Origin of the sequence: Streptomyces sp. HUAS TT7 (assembly GCF_051550175.1) — a bacterium.
Taxonomy (GTDB): domain Bacteria; phylum Actinomycetota; class Actinomycetes; order Streptomycetales; family Streptomycetaceae; genus Streptomyces.
The window spans coordinates 4,917,390-4,934,897 of sequence record NZ_CP196175.1; the positions used below are offsets into that span (position 1 = coordinate 4,917,390).

Annotated in this window: 15 protein-coding genes; 11 read left to right on the forward strand and 4 right to left on the reverse strand. The window is 69.9% G+C overall.

Translation table 11 applies throughout. The features are described 5' to 3' along the window. Nucleotides 1-165: 165 nt before the first annotated feature. Nucleotides 166-3,174 carry a BTAD domain-containing putative transcriptional regulator gene (locus ACSHXC_RS22270; RefSeq protein ID WP_438293277.1) on the reverse strand — a complete coding sequence of 1,003 codons (3,009 nt, stop codon included), beginning with the start codon at nucleotides 3,172-3,174 and terminating at the stop codon, nucleotides 166-168. 207 nt (nucleotides 3,175-3,381) lie between these two features. On the opposite strand from ACSHXC_RS22270, the gene ACSHXC_RS22275 reads away from it, so the two are divergent. Further along, nucleotides 3,382-4,608, forward strand: a complete 1,227-nt coding sequence (locus tag ACSHXC_RS22275; protein WP_438293278.1) for an amidohydrolase family protein — start codon at nucleotides 3,382-3,384, stop codon at nucleotides 4,606-4,608. Between the two features lie 59 nt (nucleotides 4,609-4,667). On the opposite strand, the gene ACSHXC_RS22280 is transcribed toward ACSHXC_RS22275, so the two are convergent. Beyond that, a complete protein-coding gene (locus ACSHXC_RS22280; protein ID WP_438293279.1) occupies nucleotides 4,668-4,943 on the reverse strand; it encodes a DUF397 domain-containing protein in 276 nt (91 codons plus the stop codon). Next, nucleotides 4,940-5,773: a helix-turn-helix domain-containing protein gene (locus ACSHXC_RS22285; RefSeq protein WP_438293280.1), complete on the reverse strand. Its 834-nt coding sequence runs from the start codon at nucleotides 5,771-5,773 to the stop codon at nucleotides 4,940-4,942. Before ACSHXC_RS22285 ends, ACSHXC_RS22280 begins: the two co-directional genes overlap by 4 nt. A gap of 121 nt (nucleotides 5,774-5,894) precedes the next feature. On the opposite strand from ACSHXC_RS22285, the gene ACSHXC_RS22290 reads away from it, so the two are divergent. The 10 genes from ACSHXC_RS22290 to ACSHXC_RS22335 all read left to right on the forward strand — a co-directional run bounded on the left by ACSHXC_RS22290 (nucleotide 5,895) and on the right by ACSHXC_RS22335 (nucleotide 17,153). Continuing rightward, a complete protein-coding gene (locus ACSHXC_RS22290) occupies nucleotides 5,895-6,341 on the forward strand; it encodes an ATP-binding protein (protein WP_438293281.1) in 447 nt (148 codons plus the stop codon). Nucleotides 6,342-6,467: 126 nt separating this feature from the next. Beyond that, the gene (locus ACSHXC_RS22295) at nucleotides 6,468-6,893 is read left to right on the forward strand and encodes a hypothetical protein (protein ID WP_438293282.1); all 426 of its coding nucleotides are present in this window, start codon (nucleotides 6,468-6,470) and stop codon (nucleotides 6,891-6,893) included. Between the two features lie 9 nt (nucleotides 6,894-6,902). After that, nucleotides 6,903-8,720 (forward strand): alpha/beta hydrolase, encoded by a 1,818-nt coding sequence (locus tag ACSHXC_RS22300; protein ID WP_438293283.1) that lies wholly within the window; start codon nucleotides 6,903-6,905, stop codon nucleotides 8,718-8,720. A gap of 100 nt (nucleotides 8,721-8,820) precedes the next feature. Continuing rightward, nucleotides 8,821-9,231 (forward strand): hypothetical protein, encoded by a 411-nt coding sequence (locus ACSHXC_RS22305; protein ID WP_438293284.1) that lies wholly within the window; start codon nucleotides 8,821-8,823, stop codon nucleotides 9,229-9,231. A 455-nt stretch (nucleotides 9,232-9,686) separates the two neighbouring features. Further along, nucleotides 9,687-10,100 carry a PaaI family thioesterase gene (locus ACSHXC_RS22310; RefSeq protein WP_438293285.1) on the forward strand — a complete coding sequence of 138 codons (414 nt, stop codon included), beginning with the start codon at nucleotides 9,687-9,689 and terminating at the stop codon, nucleotides 10,098-10,100. Between the two features lie 111 nt (nucleotides 10,101-10,211). After that, on the forward strand, nucleotides 10,212-11,156 hold the full coding sequence (locus ACSHXC_RS22315; protein ID WP_438293286.1) for an LLM class F420-dependent oxidoreductase: 945 nt from the start codon (nucleotides 10,212-10,214) through the stop codon (nucleotides 11,154-11,156). A 26-nt stretch (nucleotides 11,157-11,182) separates the two neighbouring features. After that, complete coding sequence (locus ACSHXC_RS22320; RefSeq protein WP_438293287.1) at nucleotides 11,183-11,968, forward strand: SDR family NAD(P)-dependent oxidoreductase; 786 nt, start codon at nucleotides 11,183-11,185, stop codon at nucleotides 11,966-11,968. Nucleotides 11,969-12,098: 130 nt separating this feature from the next. Continuing rightward, a complete protein-coding gene (locus ACSHXC_RS22325; protein ID WP_438293288.1) occupies nucleotides 12,099-13,226 on the forward strand; it encodes an LLM class flavin-dependent oxidoreductase in 1,128 nt (375 codons plus the stop codon). A 715-nt stretch (nucleotides 13,227-13,941) separates the two neighbouring features. Next, nucleotides 13,942-15,681 carry an N-acyl-D-amino-acid deacylase family protein gene (locus ACSHXC_RS22330; RefSeq protein WP_438293289.1) on the forward strand — a complete coding sequence of 580 codons (1,740 nt, stop codon included), beginning with the start codon at nucleotides 13,942-13,944 and terminating at the stop codon, nucleotides 15,679-15,681. Continuing rightward, complete coding sequence (locus ACSHXC_RS22335) at nucleotides 15,678-17,153, forward strand: aldehyde dehydrogenase family protein (protein ID WP_438293290.1); 1,476 nt, start codon at nucleotides 15,678-15,680, stop codon at nucleotides 17,151-17,153. The genes ACSHXC_RS22330 and ACSHXC_RS22335 overlap by 4 nt, the downstream gene beginning before the upstream one ends. Before the next feature lie 24 nt (nucleotides 17,154-17,177). Here the strand turns inward: ACSHXC_RS22335 and ACSHXC_RS22340 are convergent, their stop codons facing one another. Continuing rightward, nucleotides 17,178-17,501 (reverse strand): putative quinol monooxygenase, encoded by a 324-nt coding sequence (locus ACSHXC_RS22340; RefSeq protein WP_438293291.1) that lies wholly within the window; start codon nucleotides 17,499-17,501, stop codon nucleotides 17,178-17,180. Nucleotides 17,502-17,508 lie beyond the last annotated feature (7 nt).

Consider the following 17,508-nt stretch of genomic DNA (forward strand, 5'->3'; position numbering starts at 1 on the left):
AAACCGTCCGGCCACTCCCCCGAGGGTGGCCGGACGGACTTGCCAGGGCCGACAGATTAATGTCCGGCCGTCCTGTCGGCTCTCGCGCCCCCCGACGCGCCGGGCCGACATGTAAGAGAGTGACGGGTGCCGATAAACGTTCAATGAACGTGCTGACCAGGGCCGTTATGCGGCCGCCAGCGGGCTGAGCAGGGCGCGGACCTGGACGGCCTCCGGCGAGCCCAGCTCCTCGAAAATGACCAGCGCGTCGCGCCAGCAGACCTGGGCCCGGCCGGCGTGGCCGATGGCCGCCAGAGCCTGTCCGAGCACGGTCAGGACGTTGCCGCGCCGCCACTCGCCGCCGATGCCGCGCAGCACGGTGAGCGCCATCTCGGCGTTGGCCGCGGCCTGCGCGGGCCGCCTGCCCGCGAGGTCGACCTCCGCGAGCCGGAACAGGGTCATGCCCTCCCACAGGCGCTGCCTGCTGTCCCGGAACACTTCGAGCGCCTCGTTGAGCCGGTCCGCCGCGGCAGGCAGCTGGCCGCCCTTGGTGAGCGCGAGGCCCAGCGCGTAGCGGGCGTTCGCGCCGCGCAGCTCGTGGCCCATCGCGTCGTAGATGTCGAGGCCCTCCTGCGCCAGGGTGACCGCGCTCGCGGTGCGGCCCATGGCCAGGTGGATGCGGGACAGGTTGCACAGCGCGCTGGCCTCGCCGGGCCGGTTGTCGTCGGCGCGGAACGCCTCGATGGCGCGGGTCAGATGGGTCTCGCCGTCGGTGTGCCGGTTCTGGTAGAGCGCGATGATGCCGCGCGCGTTGGAGGCCCAGCACAGCGGCAGCGGGTCCGCGGTGGTCCCGGCGAGCCGCATGGCCTCCTGGGCCTCGCGGTCGGCCGGCTCGAACCGGCCCGCCAGCTGGTGCACGTTGGCCAGCGTCATCACGGCGCGGCCCTCGGCCTGGGTGTCGCCCCAGGTGCGGGCGGCCTCGCGGACGGCTTCGGCGGTCGCCTCGTACTGCTTGGAGTTGGCGCCGGACTCGCCGAGGTCGAGAGCCGCGTACAGGAGGTCGACGGCGCGCCGCAGGGTGCGCGGCCCGGACAGCTGGCGTACGCAGGCGAGCAGCGGGTCGGCCTCGGTGTACAGCCAGTCCTGGGCGGCGTGGCGGTCGTCGAAGACCAGGCCCAAGTGCGTGGTGGGCTCCAGGTGGTCCACGAGGCGGTCGCCCGGCCGCTCCAGTGCGTACACCCCGGACGCGGTCGCCAGATAGAAGTCGAGCAGGCGCGACATCGCCGACTCGCGCTCCACGGACGGCATGTCGTCCCGCTCGGCGCAGGAACGCGCGTAGAGCCGCACCAGGTCGTGATAGCGGTAGCGGCCCGGCGCGGCGGACTCCACCAGGGACGTGTCGACCAGCGACTCCAGGAGGTCCTCGGTCTCCTGCTCGGGCAGGTCGAGGACGGCGGCCGCTGCGGCGAGGGAGATGTCGGGCCCGTCGGGCAGGCCGAGGAGGCGGAAGGCGCGGGACTGGGCGGGCTCCAGCTGGCCGTAGCCGAGCTCGAAGGTGGCCTTGACCGCGAGGTCGCCGGCCTGGAGCTCGTCCAGGCGGCGGCGCTCGTCGGCGAGCTTCACGGCGAGTACGGACACCGTCCAGGTACGGCGCGAGGCGAGCCGGGACGCCGCGATGCGGATGGCGAGCGGCAGGAAGCCGCAGGCGGCGACCACGTCAAGGGCCGCCTCGCGCTCCGCGGAGACCCGCTCCACGCCGACGATCCGGGTGAACAGCTGGAGCGCCTCGTCCGGGGACATCACGTCCAGGTCGACGAGGTGCGCGCCGACCAGGTCGACCATGCGGATGCGGCTGGTGACGAGCGCCGCGCAGCCCGCCGTGCCCGGCAGGAGCGGGCGGACCTGGGCCGCGTCACGGGCGTTGTCGAGCAGCACCAGGACCCGGCGGCCGTCGAGCGTCGAGCGGAACAGGGCCGCGCGCTCCTCCATCGAGTCGGGGATCGCCGAGTCCGGGGTGCCGAGCGCGCGCAGGAACGCGCCGAGCACGGTGTCCGGCTCGGCGGAGTGCTGCCCCGCGCCCTGGAGGTCGACGTACAGCTGGCCGTCGGGGAAGTACGGGCGGGCGGTGTGGGCGACGTGCACGGCGAGGGTGGTCTTGCCGACGCCCCCGATCCCGGCAAGCGCGGAGACCGCCATGACCGTGGTCTCGGCGCTGGCGAGCCGCGAGGTGAGCTCGCGCACGAAGGAGGCACGTCCGGTGAAGTCCGGTACGGACGCGGGGAGTTGGGCCGGACGGACCGGCGCCGGGGCGGAGACGGGCGCGTCGGCGGGTGGCCGGGCCAGGTCCTCGTCGGCCTGGAGGATGCGGTGCTGGAGGCGGGCGAGCTCGGGCCGCGGGTCGACGCCGAGCTCGTCGGCGAGGAGGCGCCGGGTGTCCGCGTACACGGCGAGCGCCTCGGCCTGGCGCCCGCTGCGGTACAGGGCCAGCATCAAGAGTTCGCGCAGCCGCTCGCGCAGCGGGTGGGCGGCGGTCAGCGCGGTCAGCTCGGAGACGGCCTCGGCGTGGCAGCCCGCCTCCAGGTCCATGTCGAGCCGCGCCTCGGTGAGCTGGAGGCGCCACTCGGCGAGCCGGGTGCGCTGGTTCTCGGCGTACGGGCCCGGCACGTTGGCCAGCGGTTCGCCGTCCCAGTGCGCGAGGGCCGCGTTCAGGAGCTCGCGGGCACGGCATTTCTCGCCGCCGGCCCGCGCCTTCTCGGCGGCGGTCGCCAGCTCCTGCGCCTCGGCGAGGTCGAGGGTGGCGGCGCCGGCCCGGATCGCGTAGCCGCCGGACTCGCTGACCAGGACCCCGGGGTCGAGCACCTTGCGCAGCCGGGAGGCGTACGTCCGGAGCGCGGCCAGGGCCTGCGAGGGCGGCTCCTCGCCCCAGATGGCGTCGATGAGTTCGGCGGCGGTGGCGGTGCGGCCGTCGCGCAGGAGCAGGGCGGCGAGCAGGGCGCGCTGCTGCGGGGAGCCGGACGGCAGGGCCTCTTCGCCCCGCCAGGCCCGTACGGGTCCGAGCACGCCGAAGCGGAGCCCGGCGCCGGATGCCTCCGCGTCGTGCTCGGCCGCCGCCTGGACGAGGTGCCCCGTCGAGCGCTGCGGCGGCGGTACCGGAGCGCGCTGCTCCGGTACGCGCGTCCCGCCGTCACGGTCCATAGCTGCCCCCTGTACCCCCGTACTTCTGGATTGCTCCCCGCCAGTCTGCCCTGTCCGGAGGGGTCGCGTCAGCAGCAGGTGACGCTCTGCACAAGGCTTCGACACATGCCCTGCACACTCATCGCAAGCGCTGTCCGCCGCGCGTCGGGCGGGATGTGGAGGTTGAACTAGCTGACGGATCGTCAGATCAGGTCTACCGTAAACGACATGGAGACCTTCCCGAAGATCATCTCGGTGGACGACCACACGGTGGAGCCCCCCAACGTCTGGCGGGACCGCCTCCCGTCCAAATACCGGGACATCGGCCCCCGCATCGTCAGGGCCCCCCTGAAGGAGATGACGTTCCTCGGCGGAAAGTTCGCCCCGGTCATGGGCGCGAAGGGGGACGACGGGCCGATCGGAGACTGGTGGGTGTACGAGGACCTGCACCGTCCGCTGACCCGGCTGGACACGGCGGTGGGCTACGACAGGGACGAAATAAAACTAGAAGTGATCACGTACGAGCAGATGCGACCGGGCTCGTACGACGTGCCGTCCCGCCTCGCCGACATGGACGTGAACCACGTCCAATCGGCCCTGTGCTTCCCGACCTTCCCCCGCTTCTGCGGCCAGACCTTCACCGAGGCCAAGGACCGCGATCTCGGCCTGCTCTCGGTGCGGGCGTACAACGACTGGATGGTGGAGGAGTGGTGCGGCCCCCAGGCGCGGGGCCGCCTGATCCCCCTCACCCTGATCCCGCTGTGGGACGCGGAACTGGCCGCCGCCGAGGTCCGCCGCAACGCCGCGCGCGGGGTGCGAGCGGTGGCCTTCTCGGAGATTCCGCCGCACCTGGGCCTGCCCTCGATCCACACGGGCGACTGGGACCCGTTCCTCGCGGCGTGCGACGAGACCGGCACGGTGATCGCCATGCACATCGGCTCCTCCAGCCGCATGCCCTCCACCTCGCCGGACGCCCCGCCCGCGGTCGGGTCGACCATCACCTTCGCCAACTGCTGCTTCTCGATGGTCGACTGGCTGATGAGCGGCAAGTTCGAACGCTTCCCCAACCTCAAGATCATGTACGCGGAGGGCCAGATCGGCTGGATCCCGTACATCCTGGAACGCGCCGACGTGGTCTGGGAGGAGAACCGCGGCTGGGGCGGAGTGGCGGACAAGGTCCACCGCCCCCCGTCCGAACTCTTCACGGACCACGTGTACGGCTGCTTCTTCGACGACGCGTTCGGCCTGCGCAACCTGGACGCGATCGGCGTGGGCAACGTCCTGTACGAGACGGACTACCCCCACTCGGACTCGACGTGGCCCAAGTCGAGGGAGGTGGGGGAGTCGCAGATGGGGCACCTGGAGGGGGACGTGGTGGAGCGGATCGTGCGGGGCAATGCGATCGGGTTGCTGGGGTTGAGCCCGGAGGGCCTCTGGGCGGGGGCACCCGCGTAGGCGGGGCCGCGCAGGGAACACCGGGCCTCGCGGGCCCGGTGTGACCGCCGGGGCGGGGCCTAGCGGCCGGAGGCGTACGAGACGAAGGCGGCCCAGGCGCGGGGGGCGACCCCGAGGCAGGGTCCCTCGGTGTTCTTGGAGTCGCGTATGTGGATGGCGCGGGGGGTGAGCGCGACCTCGATGCAGTCGTTACCGTTGCTGCTGTCGCTGTAGCTGCTCTTGAACCACGAGGCTGCGACCTCGACGCAGTCCTCGCCGTTGCTGCTGCTGCTGTAGCTGCTCTTGAACCACGCCAGCTCGATGCCCTCGTCGGCGGCGGCGGACTCGCGGATCATGTCTCTCCCAGAACTCGCTCGATGAAGTCCCGTGACTCGTCTGGCGTGAGAGCCTGGGCCCGGATGATGCCAAAGCGCAGTTCCAGGATACGGAGCTGCTTCGGATCGGATACCGGCCGCCCGGCGAAATCATCGTCCGTGCGCCCGACGGCCGAACCGTCCCCGAACTTCAGCATCTGAATCCGTCCACCGGTCCCGGGGTGGTCGCCGCGGGACGTCGGCATCACCTGGAGTTCGACGCTCGGCAACTCGCCTATGTCCAGGAGGCGTTGGAGCTGGCGGCGCAGCACCATGGCCCCTCCGATCGGCCGTCGTAGCGTCACCTCCTCCTGGACGAAGCTGAGTTCGGGCGCGGGCGTGCGGTCGAAGACCGCACCTCGGACCACCCTCGCGGCGACCATCCGCTCCAGTTCGTCCGGCGAGTAGGAGGGCCGCCACGTCCGCAGCAGTGCCCGCGCGTACTCCTCCGTCTGCAACAGCCCGTGGATGTTGTGGTTGGTGTACATGCACAACTCCACGGCCCTTGCCTCAAGTTTGGCCAGCTCCCGTACCTTCTTCGGGTACCGCGCCTCAGCCACGTCCTTCTTCATCGCTGCGATCCTGCCGCCCGCGCGCAGTACCTGATCCGCCTGGTCCAGGTATTCGGGGCGGGGGATCCGGCGGCCGCCCTCCACCTTGAAGACCAGGTCCTCGCCGTACCCGATGGCCGCGCCGAACTCTGTCGCGGTCAACCCGGCTGTCTCACGCCAGAGTTTGAGCTGCCGGCCCACCGCCGCCACCACCGCGCTTGCCTCGTCGTCCGGCTCCACGCCCCAGTCGTCGATCCACACCCACCTCCGAGGCAGCCGTACCCGGGACGGCCGGGACGGCACCGGACAACGCCGGGACAGAAACTCTGTGTACTCACTCGATCACTCGCCAGAGTAGGTGCGGGTGGCCACGCTGAGTGACGTGAAACAAGAAACTGCCCAAGGGGTACGTGAGTTCAGCGTCCAGCTCTCCTGCACCCGGCGTGGCGCCCGGATCGCCAGGATCCTCGCGGCCGAGCGACTCCGCAGCTGGGAAGGGGGTTTCGCGGATGCCGAGTACGTCGTCGGCGAACTGGCGGCCAATGCCGCGTTGCACGGGCGCGTGCCGGGGCGAGACTTGCGGCTCCTGCTCAGGGCCGATGAAGTCACCCTGCGCATCGAGGTTACGGATGCGCAGGGTGACCGGCTGCCGGTCGTGCGGAGGGACCCGTACGGCGAATCGGGCCGCGGGTTGCTGCTGGTCGGCGCCCTGGCCGACCGCTGGGGCGTCCTGCCGGGGCCCGGCCCCTGCAAGACGGTGTGGGCGGAGCTGACGCTGCCGGGACGGTCCCGTCACCGTGTGGACCATGACGAGCCCGGCAGCGGCTGATGGTTGCTGCCGGTGCCGCCGCCGTGCGGGCTACGAGTGATTGAGTACGCGTACTCATGAACCTGCCCATTACTCCCTCCTAGCGTTGCGGCGGTAAGAGCGGGGCGGGTGAGGTGGAGGGGAAGAGTGGCGTCGTTCGAGGAGGAGTGGGCGCAGCTCAAGCGCGACGCTACGGCGATGCGGTTGGCGAGCGCCGCGCAGGCCGATGTCGGCACGGCGGACGTGAAGGTCTCTCGGGCCGCGTGGACGTCGGCAGGCCGCGCCGTCGGAGAGCTGGCAGGCGATGTGAAGAAGGCGCTGGGATCGCTCGACCAGGGGCAGCAGGGGCTGGCCACCGGTGGCGGGGTGGACAGCGCGGCGGCCCAGGCTGAGGTCTACCAGAGCTGGAAGACGTATCTGGACAAGGTGTCCGGGCGTTGCAGCAAGCTCCAGGGTGGGCTGGAGCGAGCGGGTAACGACCTGTTCCTGACGGACAAGGCCATCGAGGGCATTTTCGACGAGATGGGCAAGCAGTACGAGGACACCCCTGGTGTCGGCGGCCAGGGGCGGTGACCTGAGACGATGGACGTCGAAGCGCTGAAGGCGCTCAAGCCGCACGAGTTCGAGGAGGCGGCTCTCGGGTACCGCTCCAGCAGCGACATGGCGAGTCAGGCGAAGGACGCGCTGGAGCAGCGGATCATTTCGCAGATGCAGAAGGCGCTGCAGGGCGAGACGGTCGACGCCGCAATCGGGCAACTGCGGGAATTGACGAAGGACTTCCACTACATACAGGTGGAGTGCGGGTTGATCAGTACGGCCCTGAACGCCTTCGCGTCCGACGTACGCCCGGCGAAGACCAAGCTGGAGCGGGCGCTCTCGGATGCGGACGGGCATCGGTTCACGGTGGGTGCCGATGGTTCGGTTGCCTATCCGGCGGCGGGCCAGAACCCGGGCGGCCTGCCGCCCGGGCCGGGGTCGGCGAGCGGAACCCTGTCCGACCAGGCTCGGGCAATCCAGCGGCAGGCCGGCGCCTTCGATCCCAACCCGAACTACGCGATCGCCCAGGACATCGCGAACCGGATCGCGGAGGCCTTGAAGGAGGCCACGGAGGCGGACCAGAAGTGGGCGCCGGAGCTGCGCAGGCTCAAGGCGGACGACGACCTGACCGTGTCCGATGGGGACTGGGCTGATGCGCAGAAGGACATGGAAGGTGTCCGCACAGATGCCCAGGGCTACTTGAGTCACATCAAGGGTCCACCGAAGGACGGTGATGGCGAAGACAACGCGGCATGGTGGAAGGGCCTTTCCGACCAGGAGAGGTCCGACTATGTAGCCATGTATCCGGCGAGCGCCGGTGCCCTGAATGGTCTTCCGGCGACGGTCCGCGACGAGGCTAACCGGATGGTGCTGGCGGAGAAGCACGGCGAGTACACGACGCGTCTGCAGGCGATTCCCCCAGAGCCATCTCCCAAGATGAAGCTCATGGGTGCCTACGGCATGATCTATACCGACGAGTGGACGTCCTGGAACAAGAAGTACGGTGACGATCGGAAGCACTTGCAGAATGTTCTGAAGGGGATGGATGCCATTCAGAGTAGATTTGACTCCACCGGAAATAATGGTCTTCCTGAGGCCTATCTCCTTGGCTTCGATCCCGAGGCGAACTCCCACGACGGGAGGGTGATTCTGGCCACCGGAAACCCCGACACCGCAGCGCACACGGCAGTCTACGTGCCGGGTACGGGAACTCATCTGGAAAACATTGCGAAGGACTTGGGGCGAGGCGAGGCGCTCTGGGGTGCAACTCAGCAATTTGCTCAGGGGAAACCGGTATCCACCATCACATGGTTCGACTATGACGCACCGCGATCGGCGAAGCCTATGGAGAAGGGGGATCTTTTTCCGGAGGCCATGTTTGATTCTCGCGCAGCAGGAGGCGGGCCTATTTTGCGCGACTTCCTCGATGGCAATAGAGCAGCGCATCAGGCTGCTGGAGAGGGTCCTGGACATACCACTGTGATTGGGCACAGTTTTGGCAGTACCCTCGTCGGAGACGCAGCCAAGAGCGTCCATTGGCCACAAGGCTCTCTGGCAGCCGATGATGTCATTGCGGTTGGCAGCCCCGGCATGCAGGCACGTCGAGCAGCCGACCTAGGTATCCAGCACGGCCACATGTGGGCCGAGTCTGCTGGTGGCAATGACGTCGCGGTGAGAGAGGGCGGACGATATCTGGCAGGTCTTGGTGACGACTGGGTGATCCCGACCGACCCGGAATTCGGCGCGAATATCATGAAGTCAGATGCCGCAGATCATGGAGCGTACTGGGACGATAATTCCGAGAGTCTCCGCAACCAGGCAGCCGTCATAGCAGGCAGGTACAACAAGGTGACCTATGACTAAGTGGCGTTCAGTGGCGATCGGCCTGGTCGCCGCGGCATTGGTTCTCTCAGGGTGTTCTGGGTCGAGAGGGAAAAGTGTGCAAGTTCGCGACGATGCGCAAGTGAAGAAGAAAGTGCAGGACACGTCGAGCCAGCTTCTCGACATCATGGGGGTCAAGGGAAAGGTGTCGGAGCCCGGACCGTCGACACTGGCCTGTTCGGACTACCCGGACGACCAGGCGGTCCACAGGATGCGGCACCCCTGGAGCGTTTACGGCGTTCCAGACGATGAGTTGCGGCGTGCGATGGACCGGCTGCGGGATCAACTTCCTCGGAACGGGTGGCAGATCACCAAGGACGGCGTCGACAGCAGTCAGTCGAAGTCTCCGCAGATCATTGCTGAGTCTTCTGCCGACCACCTCGCCGTTGACATCCGGCTGGGGATCGAGCCCGCAGGCGGTGAGTATTCCTCGATGATCGAGGTGACCGTCTCCTCCGACTGCTTCCGTGGCCAATCGCCCGATTCTGCTTGAGCGGAAGGGGAGTTGAGGCTGGCCCGCTTCACACGCGGCGGCGTTGCCCAGCCTCCTGGCGGTGAGCAGCGCCCCCAGCACGCCCCCGCCAGCACCCCCACCCCATGGTTGTTGCTCAGAACGCACAGGACCAGGCTCGCGGCCTGGGCCAGGAGGGGGAGGAGGCGGGGTGTAGGGCGTGGGTCACGGCGAGGGCGCCGACCAAGCCGCACAGGGACACGGAGTCGCCGCCTCCCGTCGGGCTCCAGCCCGCCGTGCTCACCGCGTGCGCGGTCACCCCGGTCGCCACTGGACGAGCTTCGTGCCGGGTACCACGACGGCTGCCGCGCAGCCGTGGAGGATCACTGTGTGGAGGGATATGGGCACATGGTGACGCAGGTGGTCCGGGGTGCGGCAGGGTGGTCCGTCGTCGGGTGGCGGTGACATGTGTTCGGGCCGCCGCCACCATGGACGGCATGGCGCTGACCCTCGCAGAAGCAGAGAAGATCCTGGCCGACAACTTCGCACCCTGGGTGCTCGATCTCGGGCTGACGGTGGAGGACACCGGCGACCTCCATGCCGTGCTGCGGCTGCCCTGGAGTGACGCGCTCGCCCGGGACGGGGGCGGGATCAGCGGGCAGGCGCTGATGGCCGCCGCCGATACCGCCACCGTCATCGCCGTGGCCTCCGCGCGCGGGGCGTACGGGCCCATGACGACCGTCCAGCAGTCCACCACCTTCCAGCGCCCGGTGACCGGCGTCGACGTACTGGTCGACGCGCGCGTCACCAAGCTCGGGCGCCGGATGGCCTTCGCCGAGATCACCCTGACCGCCGAGGGCGCCGAGGAACCCGCCGCCCGGGCGTCCACGGTGTACGCACTGCTGGGCTGAGCGCCAAGTCCCAAACGCTACACACCCCTTGCCTGACGATGCGTCAGCTATGACGATGGGCCCACCAAGCCATTTGACGGATCGTCAGATCAGGGTGGAGGCGGGCGCGCGGTGCCGATACTGCCGAACGGGCGACTGGTGTACGGGATGCAGCTCCCCGTCCAGTCGCAGAGCACCATCTATGCGGAGGGGTGGGAGGCGGAGGCGGGACCGGGCGATCTGGTGGAGATCGCGCGGGCCGCCGACCGGGCCGGCTTCGCCTACATCGCCGGCTGCGACCACGTTGCCATTCCGCGCCGGCTCGCCGGGCCGATGAGCACCATCTGGTACGACCCGGTCGCCACCCTCTCCTTCCTCGCCGGGGTCACCGAGCGGGTCCGGCTGATGAGTCATGTGGCCGTCATCGGGCTCCGGCACCCCCTCGTCACCGCCAAGCAGTACGCGACCCTGGACCACCTCAGCGGCGGGCGGCTGGTCCTGGGGGTCGGGGCCGGGCACGTACGGGAGGAATTCGAGGCGGTCGGGGCCGACTTCGAGCGGCGCGGGCCCGTGCTCGACGAGACCATCGACGCGCTGCGGGCCGCGCTCGGGCCGGAGGAGTACCCGTCCTTCCGGGGCGAGCGGTTCGCGTTCAGCGGGCTCGGGCAGCGGCCCCGGCCGGCCCAGCGGCACGTACCGATCTGGGTGGGCGGATCGTCCCCGGCGGCGGTCCGCCGGGCCGCTCTGCGCGGGGACGGCTGGCTTCCCCAGGGGGACAAGAGGAGTGAACTGCCCTCGCAGATCGCCAAGTTGAAGGGCATTCGGGAGGGCGCCGGGATCGTCGACCCCATCACGGTCGGCGCGATCACCGAGGCGCTGTACGTCGGTGAGCCCGGCTGGGAGACCGGGCGGCGCACCCTCGCCGGGAAACCGGAGGCCCTCGCCGAGTCGCTGCGCGCGTACCGGGCGATGGGAGTTGACCAGATCCAGGTGCGGTTCCGCTCCCGGGGGCGCGACGAGCTCACCGACCAGATGGCCGCGTTCGGGGCCGACGTCGGCCCGTACCTCAATGACTAGGGCACTTCTACGGCTGGGAGTACGGCATGGGCAAGCTTGACGGGCGGGTCGTCTTCATCACTGGCGGGGCGCGGGGGCAGGGCGAGCAGGAGGCCCGGCTGTTCGTGGCCGAGGGGGCCAGGGTCGTCGTCGCCGATGTGCTCGACGAGCAAGGGGAAGCGCTGGCCAAGGAGTTGGGGGAGGGCGCGGCCCGCTTCGTCCATCTCGATGTGAGCCGGGAGGAGGAGTGGACGGCCGCAGTCGGCGCCGCCAAGGGCGCCTTCGGGAAGATCGACGGGCTTGTCAACAACGCGGGGATTCTGCGATTCAACGCGCTGGTGGACACCCCGCTCGACGAGTTCATGCAGGTCGTGCAGGTCAACCAGGTCGGCTGCTTCCTCGGGATCAAGACCGTCGCGCCCGAGATAGGCGCCGCGGGCGGCGGCACCATCGTCAACACCGCCTCGTACACGGCGATGACCGGCATGAGCGCGGTCGGCACGTACGCCGCCACCAAGCACGCCATCCTCGGGCTCACCCGGGTCGCCTCGATGGAGCTCGCGCATCTGGGGATCCGGGTCAACGCGGTGTGCCCGGGGGCCATCGACACGGCGATGTCCAACCCCGCCCAGCTGGACCCGACGGCGGACGCCACGGAGACCTCCGCGGCTCTCGACGAGCTCTACCGCAAGCTGGTGCCGCTCGGCCGGGTCGGCAGGCCCGAGGAGGTGGCCGCGCTCGCCCTGTTCCTGTCCGCCGAGGACTCCTCGTACATCACGGGGCAGCCGTTCGTCATCGACGGGGGGTGGCTGGCGGGGGTGTCGCTGTTCTGAGGCCCTCTTCCCATAGACGTTCTGACTCGTCGTCAGGTATTGACTGCCTTCGCGGCCGGTGGAACAGTCGAGCTCGTCACAATCTGACGATGCGTCAGAAACTCGTGATACCTCATGAAGGAGAAGTCCCTTGGAATTCGGACTCTTTGTGCAGGGATACGTGCCGGCAGCACGGTCCGCGGTCGACCCCATGGCGGAGCACAAGGCGCTGATGGAGGAGACGAAGTACGTCATCCAGGCCGACAAGTCCGGCTTCAAGTACGCCTGGGCCTCCGAGCACCACTTCCTGGAGGAGTACTCGCACCTCTCGGCCAACGAGGTCTTCCTCGGCTACCTCGCCCACGCCACCGAGCGCATCCACCTCGGCTCGGGCATCTTCAACCCGCTGGCCCAGGTGAACCACCCGGTGAAGGTCGCCGAGAAGGTGGCCATGCTCGACCACCTCTCGGAAGGCCGCTTCGAGTTCGGGTCCGGGCGGGGAGCGGGCTCGCACGAGATCCTGGGGTTCATACCGGGCGTCACCGACATGAACTACACCAAGGAAATCTGGGAAGAGACCATCGCGGAGTTCCCCAAGATGTGGCTCCAGGAGGAGTACCCGGGGTTCCAGGGCAAGCACTGGTCGCTCCCGCCGCGCAAGATCTTCCCCAAGCCGTACGGGAAGTCGCACCCGGCCATGTGGTACGCCGCCGGGTCCCCCTCCTCGTACGCCATGGCGGCGAAGAAGGGGCTCGGGGTGCTCGGCTTCTCCGTGCAGAAGGTCTCCGACATGGAGTGGGTCCTGGAGCAGTACAAGACGGCCATCCAGGAGGCCGAGCCGGTCGGTGACTTCGTCAACGACAACGTGATGGTGACGTCGACTGCGATCTGTGCGCCTACGCATGACGAGGCCGTACGGATCGCGGTCGAGGGCGGGCTCAACCGGCTCCAGTCGCTGGTCTTCCGGTACCACGACACCTTCCCCCGGCCGGAGGGGATTCCGGAGTGGCCGGAGACCCTGCCGGAGTACAACGCGGAGATCATCGAGCTGCTCATCGCCGAGGAGCTGATGATCTGCGGCGACCCGGACGAGGTCACCGCGCAGTGCAAGCGGTGGGAGCAGGCGGGGGCGGATCAGCTGTCGTTCGGGCTGCCGATCGGGGTGCCGTTCGAGGACACGCTGCAGACGATTCGGCTGATCGGGGAGCATGTGATTCCGAAGATCGACACGGATCCGGTGCACCGGTCGTCCCGGTTCCGGTCAGCGGCGGGGGGCTGACGCCCCCAGACCCCGGATGCCCCCACCCCGCCCCTTCCCGAGACCCTCCGGGGGTGCGGGTGAGCTGAGCTGGACTCCTGGGGCTCCGCCCCAGACCCCGTTCGCGCCTGAAGGGCGCTCGTCCTCAAACTCCCCCAAGGCCTTAAGGGCCAGGGGGGACCCCCATGACAGGCTAAAGACGCCGGTGCTGACCAGCGTCAACCCTGCTAGGGGCGCGGGGAACTGCGCGACCAGCCACGCACGGCCCGTAAGCCGAAAGACATGGGGTCTGGGGCGGAGCCCCAGGGCTGAACCTTTCCGTCCCCGTCACGGGCGGGTGGGTGGGCGACCCGTGGGGTCTGGGGCGGAGCCCCAGGAGCTCAGCCCATTCCATGCTGAGCAACGGGCGGGCGGGTGGGCAAACCCCCTGGGGCCCGCCCCAGACCAGGGGGTGCCGGGGGCAGAGGCCCCCGGGCAGAAAGACGCGGGGCGGTGTCTTCCCGGACCGCCGCCCCGTAACCGGCCCCGGCCGGAGGCCATTCGCGGCGGCCCCCGGCCGGGGCAGACCCGCGTACGCGGAATGCGGAGGCGCACCCCGCGTACGCAGAACCGCCCCGGCGGGGCAGACCCGCGTACGCGGAGAACGGAGGGGGCCCCGCGTACCCAGAACGGACCCCGGGCCCGCCCCCCCGCGTACCCCGCAGGACAAAGCCGCCGTACCCAGGAAAGGGACCCCATGCTCGACCACCTGATCAAGGGCGCCACCCTCGTGGACGGCACCGGCGCCCCCGCCCGGCCCGCCGACGTCGGCATAAGGGGCGGCCGGATCGCCGTCATCGCGGACCCCGGCACTGTCCGGGAGGCCGCCGCGAGCACCGAGGACGCCACCGGGCTCGTACTCGCCCCCGGGTTCGTCGACCCGCACACCCACTACGACGCCCAGCTCTTCTGGGACCCGTACGCCACGCCGTCCATGAACCACGGCGTGACCACCGTCGCCGGCGGCAACTGCGGCTTCACCCTCGCCCCGCTCAACCCCGACCGCCCCGAGGACGCCGACTACACCCGCCGCATGATGTCCAAGGTCGAGGGCATGTCCCTCAAGGCCCTGGAGACTGGGGTCGGTTGGGGGTGGTCGAGCTTCGGCGACTACCTGTCCGCCCTCGACGGCCGCATCGCCGTCAACGCCGGATTCATGGTCGGCCACTGCGCCCTGCGCCGCCACGTCATGGGCCCGGACGCCGTCGGCGGGCAGCCGAGCCCCGAGCAGCTCGACGCCATGCTCGCCCTGCTCCACGACGCCATGGACGCCGGGGCCTGGGGGCTCTCCACCACCCAGTCCTCCACCCACTCCGACGGCGACGGAAAGCCCGTGGCCTCCCGGCACGCGCTCCCGGCCGAACTCCTCGCCCTCAGCAGGGCGGTCGGCGAACACGAGGGCACGCAGCTGGAGGCCATCGTCGCCGGATGCCTCGACCAGTTCGCGGACGACGAGATCGATCTGCTCGTCGAGATGAGCGCCGCTGCCGGGCGTCCGCTCAACTGGAACGTCCTCACCATCGACGCCGCCGTACCCGAGCGCGTACCCCGTCAGCTGGTCCCGAGCGAGCGCGCCCGCAAGGCCGGCGGCCGGATCGTCGCGCTGACCATGCCGATCCTCACGCCCATGAACATGTCGCTCGGCACCTTCTGCGCCCTCAACCTCATCCCCGGCTGGGGCGAGATCCTCGGCCTGCCCGTCCCCGAGCGCATCGAGCGGCTGCGCGACGCCGGCGTACGGGCCGAGATGCTGCGCCGCGCCGACAGCAAGGAGGCCGGGATCTTCCGCCGCCTCGCCAACTTCGGGCGGTACGTCATCGGCGACACCTACAGCCCCGGGAACGAGGGCCTGTCGGGCCGGGTCGTCGGCGACATCGCCGCCGAGCGCGGGCTCGACCCGTTCCACTGCCTCGTCGAGATCTGCGCCAACGACCGGCTGCGTACGGTCCTTTGGCCCATGCCCACCGACAACGACCCCGCCACCTGGGCGCTGCGCCGCGAGACATGGGAGCATGAGGACGTGCTGCTCGGCGGGTCCGACGCGGGCGCGCACCTCGACCGGATGTGCGGCGCCCCGTACACCACGCGCTTCCTCGGGGACTGCCTGCGCGGCCGCAAGCTCGTCCCCCTGGAGCGCGCCGTGAAGATGCTCACCGACGATCCGGCCCGCCTGTTCGGGCTCCGCGAGCGCGGCCGGATCGAGGAGGGCTTCCACGCCGACCTCGTCCTCTTCGACCCCGAACGGATCGAGGCAGGCCCCGCCACCCTCGTACACGACCTGCCGGGCGACAGCCCCCGGCTCGACTCCAAGGCGATCGGCGTCGTCTCGGTCCGGGTCAACGGCATCGAGACCCTCCGCGACGACCGGGTGACGGGGGCCGTGCCGGGCACGGTGCTCCGTTCGGGCCGCGACACCAGGACGGTGAGCACCAAGTGAGCAATTCTCAACTGCCGGACCATGAACGGAAGTTGTTCGTCGGTGGTGAATGGGTCGAGCCCGACGGCGGGTACTATCCCGTGCTCGACCCCGCCACCGAGGACGTCGTCGGGCTCGCGCCCGAGGCGAGCCGCGATCAGGTGTACCGGGCGGCCGCCGCCGCGCGCGAGGCCTTCGCCTCCTGGTCGCGTACGACTCCGGAGGAGCGGGCCGCGATCCTCGACCGGGCCGCCGACCTCATGCAGCGCGACTTCGCCTCGAACGCCGAACTGGCCCGCGCCGAGACCGGCGCCACCACCGCCACCGCGCGCGGCATGCAGGTCGGGGTCGGGGTCTCGCGGTTCCGCCGGTACGCGAAGGGTGCCCTGGAGCCGGTGGAGGAAGCGCTCGTACCGCAGATCAACGAGGCCGGGCCCATGGGCAGGGCAGGGGTCTTCGGGGCGCTCGCCGTGCGGCAGCCGGTCGGCGTGGTCACGTGCGTCACCTCGTACAACAACCCCTGGGCCAACCCGGCGGGCAAGGTCGCACCCGCGCTCGCCATGGGCAACACGGTCGTGGTGAAGCCCGCCCCGCAGGACCCGCTGTCGGTGTTCCGGATGGCCGAGGCGCTGGAGGAGGCGGGGGTGCCGCGCGGGGTGGTGAACGTCGTCACCGGCTCCGCGCCCGCGGTCGGCGAGGCGGCCGTCGGCTCACCGGACGTGGACATGGTCAGCTTCACCGGCTCCACCGCCGTCGGGCAGCGCATCGCCGAAGCATGCGGCCGCGACATGAAGCGGCAGCTGATGGAGCTGGGCGGCAAGGGCGCGGCGCTCGTCTTCGACGACGCCGACCTCGACTCGGCGGTCCTGGGCATCGGCACGACCTTCGCCTTCTACAGCGGCCAGATCTGCACCGCGCCGACCCGCGTCCTGGTGCAGCGCGGCGTCCACGACCAGCTGGTCGAGAGGCTCAAGGGATACGCGGGCTTCATGAAGGTCGGCGATCCCACCGCGCGGGACACGGTGGTCGGCCCGGTGATCTCGGCCGCCCACCGGGACCGTGTCGAGTCGTACGTGGAGCTGGGCAGGAAGGAGGGGGCGACGGTCGTGGCAGGAGGCCAACGCCCCGCGTACGACCGGGGGTTCTACGTCGCCCCCACCCTCCTCGCCGACTGCACCAACGACATGCGGGTGGCCCGCGAGGAGATCTTCGGCCCGGTCGTGGTGGTCATCCCCTTCGACGACGAGGACGAGGGCATCGCGCTGGCCAACGACAGCGAGTACGGCCTGCTCGACTACGTCTGGTCCGGGGACGTGGCCCGCGCCTTCCGCGTCGCACGGCAGCTGCGCGCGGGCGGGGTCGGCGTGAACACGATCGGCCGCAACATGGAGGCGCCGTTCGGCGGCTTCAAGAAGAGCGGGGTGGGCCGGGACGTCGGCTCGTACGCCCTGCACGCGTACAGCGAACTCCAGGCGATCGTCTGGCCGGGCTAGTCGACTCTTTCGGGGACAGCTCGGCTACTTCGGGGACAGCTCGGCCATCTTGTTCCACCCCTGGCCGGGCACCTCGACGTTGATGATCTCGGGGGTGGCGGCGATGGCACCGGCCATCGACTCCATGCCCGCGCGGAAGTGGTCGGAGTCGACGTGCGCCGCACCCGCGGCCGCGTCGGCGAAGCCTTCGAGGAGGGTGTACTGGGTGGGGTCGTCCACGCTGCGCGACCAGTCGTAGAACAGGTTGCCCGGCTCGGCGCGGGTGCTGCGGGTGAAGTCGTCCACGATGGTGAGCCAGTTGTCGGCGTGCTCGGGGCGGACGGTGAACCGTACGGCGATGAAGATCATGCCTCGA